At 68.0% G+C, this 13,265-nt stretch carries 10 protein-coding genes; all 10 read left to right on the top strand.

Annotated features, from left to right (window positions below; genetic code table 11):
* Positions 1-5: 5 nt before the first annotated feature.
* The 10 genes from H293_RS0138100 to H293_RS0138055 are packed head-to-tail and all read left to right on the top strand — an operon-like array spanning position 6 to position 13,243.
* Positions 6-1,250 (top strand): hypothetical protein, encoded by a 1,245-nt coding sequence (locus H293_RS0138100; RefSeq protein ID WP_020123043.1) that lies wholly within the window; start codon positions 6-8, stop codon positions 1,248-1,250.
* Positions 1,247-2,233 (top strand): phosphotransferase, encoded by a 987-nt coding sequence (locus H293_RS0138095; RefSeq protein ID WP_020123042.1) that lies wholly within the window; start codon positions 1,247-1,249, stop codon positions 2,231-2,233. The genes H293_RS0138100 and H293_RS0138095 overlap by 4 nt, the downstream gene beginning before the upstream one ends.
* Positions 2,226-3,719: an FAD-dependent oxidoreductase gene (locus H293_RS0138090; protein WP_020123041.1), complete on the top strand. Its 1,494-nt coding sequence runs from the start codon at positions 2,226-2,228 to the stop codon at positions 3,717-3,719. Before H293_RS0138095 ends, H293_RS0138090 begins: the two co-directional genes overlap by 8 nt.
* Positions 3,720-3,723: 4 nt before the next feature.
* Positions 3,724-5,991 (top strand): non-ribosomal peptide synthetase, encoded by a 2,268-nt coding sequence (locus H293_RS0138085; protein WP_020123040.1) that lies wholly within the window; start codon positions 3,724-3,726, stop codon positions 5,989-5,991.
* Positions 5,978-8,980 (top strand): beta-ketoacyl synthase N-terminal-like domain-containing protein, encoded by a 3,003-nt coding sequence (locus H293_RS0138080; protein ID WP_020123039.1) that lies wholly within the window; start codon positions 5,978-5,980, stop codon positions 8,978-8,980. Before H293_RS0138085 ends, H293_RS0138080 begins: the two co-directional genes overlap by 14 nt.
* Positions 8,980-9,828 (top strand): 3-hydroxyacyl-CoA dehydrogenase family protein, encoded by an 849-nt coding sequence (locus H293_RS0138075; protein WP_028808544.1) that lies wholly within the window; start codon positions 8,980-8,982, stop codon positions 9,826-9,828. Before H293_RS0138080 ends, H293_RS0138075 begins: the two co-directional genes overlap by 1 nt.
* A gap of 1 nt (position 9,829) precedes the next feature.
* The gene (locus tag H293_RS0138070) at positions 9,830-10,090 is read left to right on the top strand and encodes a hypothetical protein (RefSeq protein ID WP_020123037.1); all 261 of its coding nucleotides are present in this window, start codon (positions 9,830-9,832) and stop codon (positions 10,088-10,090) included.
* Positions 10,087-11,238 carry an acyl-CoA dehydrogenase family protein gene (locus H293_RS0138065; protein ID WP_020123036.1) on the top strand — a complete coding sequence of 384 codons (1,152 nt, stop codon included), beginning with the start codon at positions 10,087-10,089 and terminating at the stop codon, positions 11,236-11,238. The genes H293_RS0138070 and H293_RS0138065 overlap by 4 nt, the downstream gene beginning before the upstream one ends.
* Positions 11,235-12,287, top strand: a complete 1,053-nt coding sequence (locus H293_RS0138060; RefSeq protein WP_020123035.1) for an HAD-IIIC family phosphatase — start codon at positions 11,235-11,237, stop codon at positions 12,285-12,287. Before H293_RS0138065 ends, H293_RS0138060 begins: the two co-directional genes overlap by 4 nt.
* Positions 12,284-13,243, top strand: coding sequence for an aminotransferase class IV (locus H293_RS0138055; RefSeq protein ID WP_020123034.1), 960 nt, complete (start codon positions 12,284-12,286; stop codon positions 13,241-13,243). The genes H293_RS0138060 and H293_RS0138055 overlap by 4 nt, the downstream gene beginning before the upstream one ends.
* Positions 13,244-13,265 lie beyond the last annotated feature (22 nt).

The raw sequence follows: 13,265 nt of genomic DNA, 5'->3' as shown, positions 1-13,265 counted from the left end.
GTCTCATGCGTGTTCTCGGCAGTGCTCAGGCATTCGGGTTCGGACCGGTGGCCAAGCTGGTCAGCCTGGCGGCGCAGCTCCATCGGAGCAGGATCCACTTCATCGGCAGCGGTATCGCTCTCGACTACGCGCGGCTCAACGGGAAGGGCTTCACCGATATCGATGAGTTCGATCTGTCAGACATCCCGGTCACCCGAGCGATAGTTCGTCAGTACGACAGTGTGATCAGCGTGATGGAGCCCATGCTCGTCTACGCGGCGGTACGCGAAAGGGTGCCGGTCAGGTTCTTCGACAGCCTCTTCGGATTCTGGATCGTCGGCCGTGGCTTCGCGGAACTGGGCCGCGTGGCCGAGGCGGTCCGGCTCGGCTCGGACGAGGAGGCCGCGGCGGCGTTCGGATCGCTGTCCGTGCACGAATCAATGGTGGTCGCGCACATGATGGCGACGGAGTCGTTCGCCCAGGCGTTCCCTGGAGTGACGGAACGCGTGGACCTGCTCGCGTTGCAGGGGTTCGAGTCGACCACTGTCACCGGGGCGATGGTGGACCTCGGCGAACTCAACCCCATTGTCCAGCGGACGCCCCGAACATTGGTGGCCAACCTGGGTGGCTTCACCAACGCGTTCCTGGATTACGAGAAGCATGGTGCGTACGTCGACGTCATGCTCCGGTGGCTGGAACGAATGGCTGCCGACGGGTGCGATTTCGACGAGATCATCGTGTGCTCCGGGGCCTTCCGCCACTCCCGCAATTACACCGTGAACGGGGTGCGGCTGCGGATCGGGCTCCTCCCGCACGCCGATCTCCTCGAACTCCTCTCGACAGGGCCGGTGTACATGGCCCCGCCGGGCCTCACCTCACTGCATGAGGCCGCCGCGCTGGAGGTCCCGGTCATGCTGCTGCCCGATCAGCACCACGGGCACAGGCACAACCGGGAAAGCCTGGCGGGAACACTGGTCGAGCGGTACGGCGCCTCGTTCGGTGAGGCCGGTTTCGACAAGGACAACCCGGACGACGATCTCGCCGGGACCCTCGCACTCGCGGATCTGGCCGCTCAGATCGACAAGAGTCCCGAACTTTTCAAGGAGTTCGCCGATTACGCGGACCGAAAGCTCTCAGCCTTCATCGATGTCTGCCGCCGCGACCGGAGGGCGTACGTGCGCGAGTTGCAGCGGTTGACCCACGGAGTACCGATCGCGGAGGTCATTCGCCGCATCGACGTCGACGAACACAACGCGGAGCTCGTCTCATGAAACAGCAGTCAGAAGCCGTCGAGGCCCGGATCGACACCCGTGCCCGCATCGACCTGATGGCGGTGCACGAGCGGCACAGCGGGGTCGTGGAGGAGGACCGCATCACCTTCACCTCGTGGACACCGGTGGGGGCTCGGAAGATCAAGAAGCGGAGGTTCACCGCGCTGGCACTGGACGGCAGGCCGGTACTGGTGTCGAAGTCCGCGCTCGACGACGACGACGCCAAGGTAGCCGCCGAGTGGCACAAGCTGGGCCGGCTGGCGCTTCCTGCCACGGTGGACTGGGCAAAGCCCGTGGAGCAGACCGAAGACGGCTTCATCATGACCTACGCGGCGTCGGAGGACCTGCCGACCGCGTTGATGGGGACCGGTGACAGGGAGACGTTCGCAGCGCTGCTGACCCGGACCGTCGACCTCGTCGCTGACATGCATCTGCGCGGTGCCGTGACCCACAACGACCCCGCCGCGCGCTGGGCGGCGGCACGGCAGTACGTGGCAGATCCACTGGTGTCCTCGCCAGCCCTGCGGGCGGCGCTCGAACACGCACTGGTCGGCCCCACGCACGGCGACCTGGCACCGTGGAATCTGCGGTACGACGCCGAGACCGACCGGGTGTCCATCATCGACTGGGAGGACTACCGGCCGCTCGGCGTCGCCGGCATGGACTTGCTGAACCTGCTGGTCACCTTGGGCCTGGTGGTCTTCCCCGAATACCGTGAGCGGGGGGTGGACTGGCTCTACGACCAGGTCCTCGAGAGCGATCACTGGTACGCCTTGCTGCTGCGGGACTTGCTCGTCCGCTACGCCGAGCGTACCGGTCAGCTGCCGCGGCGAGTGGTGGACCTCCTGCCTCTGTTCTGCCAGTGGCTCATCGCCCGCATCAGCAACGAGGGGCGGGACCCCTCCCCTCTCTACTACGGGCACTTCATCGCCCGCTACACCGCCAGCGCGCCCCAGTGGGTCAAGGAGTTGCCGGATGAGTGACACCGAGCGTTATGACAGCGTCGTGATCGGTGGCGGTCCCGCAGGGATATTCGCCGCCTACACCCTGGCACGGGCGGGAACCCGCGTGCTGCTGCTCGAAGCGGGCGGCCCCATGCTGGGCAGCCTCTGCCCGCGGGTCAAGGTCGACCTCAACGGCAGACTGGTACGGGCCAGTGAGCGGTTCCGGATGCAGTGCCCACGCTGCACGTGCCTGACCGGGCTTGGTGGCGCCGCGTTCCACTTCGACACCAGCCTGGGCTACCCCAGCGCGCTGAGCCGATCGAAGATCGAGCAGTCCGAGGACGGTGAGGTGCGCAAGTTCAGCAGCCTGGAGCGGGCGCTGGGCTCGCTGGACGGCGCCGAGCAGGCCGTACGCGAGGTCTTCGAGGAGCTGCACCGGCACGGGCTGAACCAGCACGACACCAGCGGCGGCCCCGTTGTCGCGGACACCACGTCGGTCAACAGCCATTTCGACGGCATCGATCTGACCGTGTCTCAGTCGATCACCGTGGACACGGCGCTGACCGTCGTGGAGAGCATGATGGAGGCACTGGTCGAAGCGGGTGGCGAGGTCCGCTTCCACACCCGCGCCACCAGGATCGGCACAGCAGCAGACCCCCGGTTCGTGGTCGAGGCGGAGCAGACTGACGGTACGGCCGTGACCCTGACGGCCGACTCGGTCGTCGTCGCGGTCGGTAAGCTCGGCCTGCCGTGGGTGCGGAACACGATCGCAGAACTCGGTCTGGAGCACAGCGCCGCCGCGAAGGTCGATGTCGGGGTGCGGCTTGAGGGGGACCGGGAGCTGCTGGCCCCGCTGTCCTCCCAGTGTTCCAACCCGAAACTCGCCTTCCTCAACGAACGTGGTGAGTCGGTCAGGACGTTCTGTGTCTGCGCGGGCGGCCGCATCATGCAGTACGGGTTCGAGGACGCCGTCGTACTCGACGGCCAGCACTGTCTGACCAGGCCGACCCGGCGGACCAACTTCGGCATTGTGACGACCGTGCGCATGCCGGCCGGCCAGGACGGTACCGATTTCGCGCTGGAGCTCATTCGCGATGTGGCCCAGCGAGGAGGCGGACGCCCGGTCGCGTGCACCGTCGAGGAACTGCGGGCGCACTACCGGGGTGAGCCGGTCACACCGGCCACGTCCCTCGACACAAGCTTGATCAACTACGAGCACGCCGCGCTGACCGAATGCCTCCCCCGCACGCTCGTCGGGGACGTGCTCGCCATGGTCGACCGGCTCAACGCGGTGTTTCCCGGAATGATCGTGCCCGGCGCCGTGGTCGCCGCACCGGTCATCGAGCGGATCTCCCCTCAGATGTCCCTCACGCCGGACATGGAATCCAGTGAACCCGGCCTCTATTTCGTCGGAGACTCCTCCGCCAAGATCATTGGGGTCACCTACGGAGCAGCGACAGGCACGGCCGCGGGCCGGCACATCATCGCTACCAGGCACCCCGTCCTGGCCGGAAAAGGCCGGTGAGACGATGACATCGACCCTGGTGGCCGAACGCGCCTACCGCATCGGCCCCTTGACGGCAACCGGGCCGGATCTCGACCTGGCGCACGCTCTGGCGACGACGGTCGGGCTGCTCCTGCACCGGTACGGCCTGCCCCCGTCCGTCCACCATGTACTGCCTGACGGCTCGCTGGTGGCGGCCCCCGAGGTGCAAGACCCGGACAGCTACCGCCTCGGGGACGTTCTCACCACCGCGACCGGCAGTACCCCGGGTTCCGTGGTCGTGGCTCTGCGATCCGCTCCTGGCGGCCGGGTTCCGCTGCGAGCGACCCTCGTGCCGTCACCGGGCGAGGACGGCACCGAGGTGACCGCGCTGCTGCACGAAGGGGCCCCGGACGACCTCGACCAGGTGATGGAGCACATACAGGTCGTCCTGCGCGCGGCTGCCATCCGCCCGCAGGACCGGTTCGGCGACCTCGACGTGCTGACCGAACGCGAACGCGAACTTCTCCTTCGGGAGTGGAACGGGCCGCAGGTGCGGTATCCGGACACCACCCTGCACGCCATGTTCGCCGAACAGGCCCGGCGCACGCCGGACGCCATCGCCATCATCGACGGCGAGCGGAGTGTGACCTACCGCGAGCTCGACCTCGCATCCAACCGCGTCGCACGGCGGCTGCGCCCGCTGCTGCCCGGCGCCGGCGCACCGGTCCTCTGCACAGGACCGCGGTCGATCGAGACCTTGACGGTGAAGATCGGCATCATGAAGGCGGGCGCCGCCTTCCTGTACGTGGACCCGTCGACACCGTCGGCCCGGGCCCAGCGGATATGCGAGATCTCCGCCCCTGCCGCCGTCGTGTCCTCGCGGCACGCGCCCCGGCCGGATTTTCAAGCGCCGACGTTTGTCCTGGAAGACCTCCTCGAAGACATGTCCGTCCCGGACGCCCCCATCGATGACATCGCCGACGAGAGCACGGCCGCGTACATCCTGTTCACCTCCGGCTCGACCGGAGAGCCGAAGGGGGTGGTCCGCCCTCACCGGATGCACACGACACGGATCTTCTTGGAGCAGCGGCTCTACCAACTCGACGGTGGCGACCGGCACTTGATGAAGTCGGTGCCGTTCTTCCGGGAGTTCTACTGGGCTCTCGCGACCGGCGGGACGATAGTCGTGGCCCGTCCCGGTGGAGAGCGCGACGACGCGTACCTCGACCACCTCATCCGCACCCACGGCATCACCGTATGCAGCTTCGTACCCTCGATGATGCGGGTGTTGCTGGCCAATCCCCGCTTTCGCGTGCCGGGCCTGCCGATCCGGCACCTGTTCACCGCGGGCGAGGTGGTCGACCTCGACCTGGAACGGCAGTTCCGGGATCTCGGCATCGCGGTGCACGTGACGTACACCCTGGCCGAGGCCGACTATGTGTGCCACCGGGGAGAGGCACTGCCCGACGACGAGAAGACGTCGACCGTCGGCAGGCCCATCGACATGCGGCTGTACGTGTGCGACTCCGCAGGTCGCCTGAGGCCGCCGGGATTCGTCGGGGAACTCTACGCCGGCGGGCCGGGACTCGCCGACGGGTACCTCAACCGGCCGCAGCTCACCGACGACCGCTTCGTACCCAATCCCTTCGACCCGCAGCACGCTCCGGTGCTGTTCCGCACCGGGGACCTTGCGCGCTTCCGCCCGGACGGCCAGGTCGAGTTCGTCGGCAGGGCGGATGCGCAGATCAAGATCCGCGGACAGCGGGTCGAGCCCACCGAGGTGGAGCACGCGATCCGTGGCCACCACAACGTCGCGGCCACCGCCGTCGCCAGTCTGCCCGACGCCGACCAGGGGAACCTGCTCGTGGCGTACGTCGTGCCGATGGACGGCGTGCTCGACGTCCCCGGGCTCAAGCGCTTCCTCTTCGACCTGCTGCCGCCGTACATGGTGCCCACCTACATCGTCCCGGTCGCCGACCTGCCCCTGCTCGGCAGCGGCAAACTGGACCGGGCGGCCTTCGCCACGCAGCTCAGAGCACGCCCCGATTTCCTGGCGCCGCCGGAACCACCCGAGGACCACGTCGAGCTCACCGTCGCGACGGTGTGGTCCAACGTTCTGGGGCTGCGCGAGATCGGAGTGGAGGACTCGTTCCTCGACCTGGGAGGTGACTCCCTGAAGGTGATGCTCCTGCGCATAGCCCTCGAAGAGGCGCTGGGCGACCGCATCGACCTGGCCATGCTGCTCCAGACGCCGACCGTCCGGGACTTCGCCGAGCAGTGGAAGTCGTCGGGAGGCCATGGTGAACGGTGACAACGAGGTGACGTCCTGGGGCGGCAGGGTGGCGATCGTCTCGGCGGCGCTCCGGCTGCCGGGCGGTAACTGCCCGCAGTCCTACTGGGACAGCCTGCAGGACGGCACGGATGCCATCAGGCGTACGGCGGACAGCGCGCCGGACTTCGGCCAGCACCCGCTTGGTACTCCGGACAATGCCCGCTTCATCTCCGCGTACGGCGCCATCGACGCGGCCACCGCGTTCGACCACCAGCGGTTCGGCATGTCGGCCGCCGAGGCGATGCTCACCGATCCCCAGCACCGGACGTTGCTCGAACTGGCGGACGAAGCGCTGCACCGGGCGGCAGTCCCCGCCGCCGGACGGGCACGGACAGCGGTGTTCGTCGGGACGGGCCCCACCTCCTACGACGAGGTGGTACGACGCCACCTGGCAGGCACACCGGGTGTCGACGACTTCGCCGTCGAGTTGGGCACGGCACGTGACTACGCGGCGGGGAAGATCGCCTACCGGCTCGACCTCAAGGGCCCCGCGGTCAACGTGCTGGCCGCCTGCTCGACGGCACTGGTCGCCGCCCACCTGGGCTGCCGAGCACTGCTGGCCGGTGAGGCCGACACGGCACTCGTCGGTGTGTCGGCGATCCGCTTCCCCGAGTGGCGCGGGTACTGGGCCGTACCGGGCAGCATCAGTTCCGTGGACGGGGTGTGCCGTCCCTTCGACGCGATGGCGGGTGGAACCGTACCCGCGGACGGGGCGGGCGCCCTGGTCCTCAAACGCCTGGACGACGCACTCGCCGCCGGCGACGACGTACTCGCCGTCATCCGCGGCAGCGCGACGAACAACGACGGCGCCAAGCCCGGCTTCGCGAGCGTGAGTTCAGCCAGCCAGGAGGCCGTCATCCGCGCGGCCCTGCATGCCGCCAACGTCGACCCGAACGCGGTTTCCTACGTGGAGAGCCACGGCACCGCCACGCGACTCGGTGACGCGGTGGAGTGGTCGACGCTACAGAAGGTGTTCCGCCGCAACGACCGCCCGCTGTACGTCGGCGCGGTGAAGGGGAACATCGGGCACACCAGGGAGGCCGCCGGGTTCGCCGGGCTGCTGAAGGCCGTCTACAGCCTGCGGCACGGCCTCGTCCCGCCGACCGCGAACTTCGCAACGCTTCCAGCGGAAATGCACGTCGATGACTCTGCGGTCCGCCCGGTCTCCAAGGCACAGACCATCGACGTCGCCCCCGGCCGTGTCGCGGGGGTCAGCGCGTTCGGACTCGGCGGGTCGAACTGCCACCTGGTGCTGGAGGCCCCACCCGAGCGTGCCCCGGCACAGGGCGGAACCCGCGGCGTGGTGCTCCTGTCCAGTCACCGACTCGACACGCTCGACGCCGACACCGAGCACGTCCGCGACCTGCTCGGGTCACGTCCTGAGGCTGCCGCTCCCCTCGCCCACCGCACCCAGCGCAGGGCCCACCCACACCGCTACCGCCGGTTCGTCAGGCTGGACGGCGGCCCCGGAAGCGGGGTGTTCGCCGCGCCCGCCGGACGGGTACCGAAGCGGCCCGACAAGATCGTGTTCGCCTTCCCCGGGGTGGGCAGCGAGTACATCGGCATGGGAGCCGGACTGGTCAAGACGTCCGCGGTGTTCCGCCGCAGCATCGAGGAATCGGTGCGGTTGGCCGCGGATCGCGGGGTGGACATCTCCGAGGTCTTCACTACCGCCCCGCAGCCGGACGCGGAACCGTCACACAGCCTCGATCTGCTGAGGATGGTCCGCGGCACGGGCGGCGCACAGCGACCGGGCGCGCTCGATTCCCTGCCCGGCCGGCACCTGGCGCTGTTCGCCGTCCAGTTGGCCTACGTCGACATGTTCGCGGCAGCCGGCATCCGCCCCGCGGCCGTGCTCGGGCATTCGCTGGGCGAGTGGACGGCTGCCACCGTGGCGGGCGTGCTGCGCAAGCGGGACGCCGTCGAGCTGATTGCGAAACGGGCCGAACTGATCAGGGAAAGCGGGCCGGGCGCGACGATCGCCGTCGCCGCTCCCGCGGACGAGGTGGTCCCGCTGCTCAACGGCCGGATGACCTTGGCTGCGGACAACAGCGCGCAGAGTTGCACGGTGTCCGGACCCGCCGACGCGGCCGAAGAGGTCCAGCGGGTACTGGACGCGCAGGGGATCGTCTTCCAGCAGATCGACTCCGGACTGGCCTTCCACAACGACCAGTTGAGCGACGCGAGCGTCCAGCTGCGGGAGATGCTGCGGGACCGCAGTTTCGGGACTTCCGACATCGACATCGCCTCCGGTGTCACCGGTACGTGGTCGGTCGGTGCCGCTCTCGATGCGGAGTACTGGCAGCGCCAGCTCACGGCCGCCGTGCAGTTCCGAAGCGCGCTGCGTACCGTCGCCGGCCGCTATCGGGTGCTGGTCGAGATCGGGCCGGGCAACATCCGCCCGTGGGCCGCACAGACGGCGGAAGGGCTCGAGTCGATCCGTGTGGCTCGAGCCTCGTACGAGGGCGTACCGGATCTCACCGTGTACGAACAGGCACTGGCCTCTTTGTGGATGCGCGGACACGAGCCCATATGGCCGTCGTGGGAATCCGCCTCGGAGGCGATCGCAGAACCAGAAGCCGCCCCGTCGCTGCACCGCAGTGTGTTCGACCCGAGAGGCGCGGCGGCCGCACCGGAGTCGGCACAACCGCACCGGGCGGGACCGGACGAGCCGGTTGCGGACGGGCGACCGGAACGTGCCGAGATCGGACTGCAGTCGCTCACCGACCAATTGGGCCTGATGTGGTGCGCACTGCTCGGCCTCGCCGAGGTCGACCCGGACGCCCACTTCTTCGATATGGGCGGAGATTCCCTGCTCGGCCGTCACCTTATCGCGATGGTGCAGGAGTACTCAGGGACCGCGGTCCCGGGGACGGTCGTGTTCGAGTCCGGTTCGCTGCAGGGCATGGCCACTTCGATCCACGCATGGATCACCCGGGAACGGATCGCACAGGAGAGGAAGCACTGATGCCAGATATGGTCGCGGTCTTGGGCGCGGGTGTCATCGGCACGAGCGTGGCCCACGCGTGCCTGCAAGCCGGACACCGCGTCACGCTCATCGACCGTAAGGACAAGGACTGGTCGCAGGTCCAGGCGGCATTGCGGCGCCACCAGCGGCTGATGCGGTTCGCTCAACCTGACCACACCCCCGTGGACCTTGAGCGACTCACTCTGTCCGAGGACCTGGCCGACGCCGTCGGCGCCGGCCTCGTCATCGAAAACGTCACCGAGGAATGGGCGGTCAAACGAGAGGTGTACGACACCCTGCGGATCCTGGGTGTCAAAGAGGCATACATCGCGGCCAACACCTCGGCCATCCCTATCGCCCGGCTCGGCTCGGTGGCTCCCGACGAATCGCGAGTCGTCGGCGTCCACTTCATGAACCCCGTGTCGGCGATCGACATGGTCGAGGTGGTCCGGGGACCGGCCACGTCGGACGACACGATTCAGTCGGTGCGCGCATTCCTGACCGCCATGGGAAAGAAAGGCGTCGTGGTCAATGACAGTCCCGGGTTCGTGATCAACCGGATCCTCATGGAGGTGGTGAACCAGGCCGCCCAGCTGGTCCATGAGGGCGTCGCCGAACCGCACCAGATCGACGAGCTGTTCAAGGGCTGCCTCGGCCACACAATGGGGCCGCTGCGCACGGCCGACCTCATCGGCATCGACACCGTCGTCCGCACGCTCGACGTTCTGCGCGAGGCCTTGGACGACCCCATGTTCGAGCCTTCTGCGCACCTGCTGAAGAAAATGCGAACAGGGGAGCTGGGCATGAAAACCGGGCGGGGATTCTACGAATACGGTAAGGAATTCTGAAATGACTTCGAATGCAACGATCGACTACGACGTACAGAACAAGGTCGTCGGATTCGTCAGCAAGCTCGTAGGACGGCGGGTCGAGGCCGACGAGGCGCTCATCAGTTCCGGGCTGCTCGAGTCGCTCGCCGCGGTGCAGCTCATCCACTTCGTCGAGAACGAACTCGGCGTGGCCGTCGAGGACGGCGAGATCGACCTGGCGAACTTCGACTCGGCACAGGCGATCACCGCTCTCGTGCGGTCGAAGGCGAGCTCACAGTGACCACTTCGACGGCGCCTGCCGTCGCGGACGTCGAAGCCTTACTGGACTCGCCGGCCTTCGCCCAACAGCTCGCCGAAGCGGAGGAGTCCGAGCGCATCCCGGACGAGCTGTACCAGGAGTGCGCGCGGCGCGGCCTGTTCGCACTGGCCGTGCCCGAGAACTACGGGGGGCTCGGGCTACCGCTGCACGAAAGGATCCGCCTGCACCGCCGCGTCGCCGCGCTCTCTGCCAGCCTGCAGAGCACCCTCATCGTGCATGAGATGGCCGTCCACGCGATTGCCCGGTACGGCCGTTCAGCGCTCCGCCAGCAGTGGTTCCCCTCCATGGCGACCGGCGAGACCCTCGGCGCGTTCGCACTGAGCGAGCCCGACGGGGGCAGCAGCTTCGACCAGATACGCACCCTCGCGGTCGAGGACGACGGCGGTGTGCGCGTGACCGGGACCAAGTGCTGGGTCAGCTCGGCCGCCCGCGCGGGCCTGTTCGTCGTCTTCGCGCGGTCACGGATCGGCTCGGTCGCCGTCCTGGTGGAACGGAACGCCCCCGGCCTGACGGTCACCGCGAAACCCTCGATGAGCGCATTCCGCGCCACCGCGATGGCCACAGTCGCACTGCAGGACTGCCCGGTCGCGTCGGAAGCCAGGCTCGGGCCCGACGGTTTCGGCATGCTGTGGGTGGCGACCTCGTGCTTGAGTGTCGGACGGGTGCTGGTCGCCGCCGGTGCCTTGGGCGTTGCGTCCGCCGCGCACGACCGGATGCTCACCCACGTGCGGCAGCGGGCGGTCGGTGACCGGCTCCTCGCCGACTACCAGTTGGTTTCTCATGCCGTGGCCCGGGCCCATGTCGCCAACAGCGCGGCATGGCTGCTCACGGAACAAGCGGCGGTGGCCATCGACGCTCACTCTCATGACGCCCCTACCCAGGCCATCGCCGCCAAGGTGGCCGCCGCGGACGCGGTCGGCTCGGCGACCGACGACGCACTGCGTTTTGAAGGGGCCGGCGGGCTCGTCACCGGCTCGCGGGCGGTACGCCACGCACTGGAGGCGAACGTGTACCGCACGATCGAGGGCAGCGCGGAAGCCCTGCTCACCGCGCTCGGCGGAAACCTTATACGGGCGCACGCCGGCGCCGAGGAAGGGGAGCCGGTGTGAGCGGCGTCCTCAAGTGCGTCATATGGGATCTGGACAACACCTTGTGGGACGGAGTCCTGCCCGAGGGCGACGATGTCGCGGTGTTCCCCGAAGCACGCGAGCTGGTCGACCGGCTGGAATGCGGGGGAGTCGTCCAGTCGGTGGCGAGCAAGAACGACCACGACGACGCCTGGCAGCAGTTGACGACGAACGGTCTGCACGAGATGTTCGTGTATCCGCAGATCTCCTGGTCGGCGAAGTCGGGATCGGTGCAGCGGATCATCGAGCTGCTGAACATCGGCGCCGACTCCGTCATCTTCCTCGACGACTCGGAGTTCGAGCGTGGGGAAGTGGCGGCCGGCGTACCCGGTGTGCGCTGCTACTCGCTCCAGGAGTTCCTGAAACTCGACGCGGACCACCGCCTCGTACCGTCAGAGGTGACGCCCGACGCGGCCAGGCGGCCGAGCGCCTATCGGGAGGACTCGCACCGCAAGGCGGCGGAAGAGACCTTCAAGGGAACATCGTCGGAGTTCTTGGCGTCGCTGAACATGGTACTGACCGTCCGCGACGCGGACGCCGACGACCTCGGCCGAGCCGCGGAACTCACCGAACGCACCAATCAGCTCAACACCACCGGGCAGACGTACTCCGCCGAGGAGCTGGCCGACTATGTGAACGACCCGGAACACCGCGTTGTGCTGGCGGAGTTGAGTGACCGCTTCGGTGACTACGGCAGGATCGGCCTGTGCCTGCTGCGGCGTCACGACGACCACTGGTCGATCGAGTTGCTGCTCATGTCGTGCCGGGTGATGGGCCGCAATGTGGGAACCGCGCTCATCGCCGTCGTCGCCGGGCTCGCACATGCCGACAAGGTCCCCATCCGGGCGCGGTACCGGCCCAACGGCCGGAACCGCCAGATGCGCATCGCCTACTCCTTCCTGGGATTCAAGGAGGTCGGCACCTCCGACGGGGTGGAGATCTTCGAACACACCCAACCCGGTCGGCTCGCCGTTCCGGCCTACACCACGGTTTCACTGTCGCCCACATGGATCGGACACCCCCACCAATGACTGCTCACAACCCCGGCAACCCCTACCTCTGGCGCTCCGGCCGAATCGTCCCGTCGGCAGATGCCACCGTGCACGTCCGCGCCGTCGGACACGCTTCGGTGTCCGCCGTCTTCGAAGGGATCAACGCGTACTGGAGCGACACCGACCAGCAGCTCTACGTCTTCCGGCTGCGTGATCACCTGCAACGCCTGCTCCGCTCGGCGCAACTGTCCTACCTGACCGTCAGCCACACCGTCGACGAGCTGGAGTCCGCCACGCTGGAACTGCTGCGGCGCAACGAGGTCCGTGGCGATGTCCATATCCGTCCCTGGTGCTTCATCGACGGCAACCCCATCGAGCAGATGGTGCCCGAAGGCGCGAAGTGCGAAGTGGTCATCGACAGTTGGGCGTTCAACAGCGCTCTCTCCGAGCCCCGCACCAGGAAGGCCGCCATCGCCTCGTGGGAGCGCATCAGCGGCAACTCGATGCCTCCCCAGGTGAAGGCGTTCGCCAACTACCACAACGGCCGCCTCGGCAACATCGACGCGCAGCGCCGTGGCGCGGACTGGCCGATCTTCCTCAACAGCCGTAACCAGCTGACCGAAAGCTCCGGTGCCACCATCGGGATGTTCTCCGGCGGCGTCTTCCACACACCGGGACTCGACAGCGGCATCCTGGACGGTGTCACCCGCGCGACGGTACTGGACCTGCTGAGCACGGAACTGGGTGTCCCCGTGCAAGAACGGGCCATCGAGCGCTCGGACGCGTACCTCGCCGACGAGTTCGTGTTCGTCGGCACCTCGTCGGAGGTGCTGCCGATCGTCGAGATAGACGGTCACGTCATCGGCGACGGTGATATCGGCCCACTCACGGCGCGGCTGCGAGCGGAGTACGAGTCGGTCCTGCGTGGCAGGCGCCCGGCCCGGGCCGGCTGGCTCACGCCGGTGTGGCCGGGCGGAGCAGGGAACGGGCGCTGACCGTGCCGACCTCACACATCGT

Origin of the sequence: Streptomyces canus 299MFChir4.1, assembly GCF_000383615.1 — a bacterium.
Taxonomy (GTDB): domain Bacteria; phylum Actinomycetota; class Actinomycetes; order Streptomycetales; family Streptomycetaceae; genus Streptomyces; species Streptomyces canus_C.
This window is presented reverse-complemented; position numbering and strand designations above follow the sequence as displayed.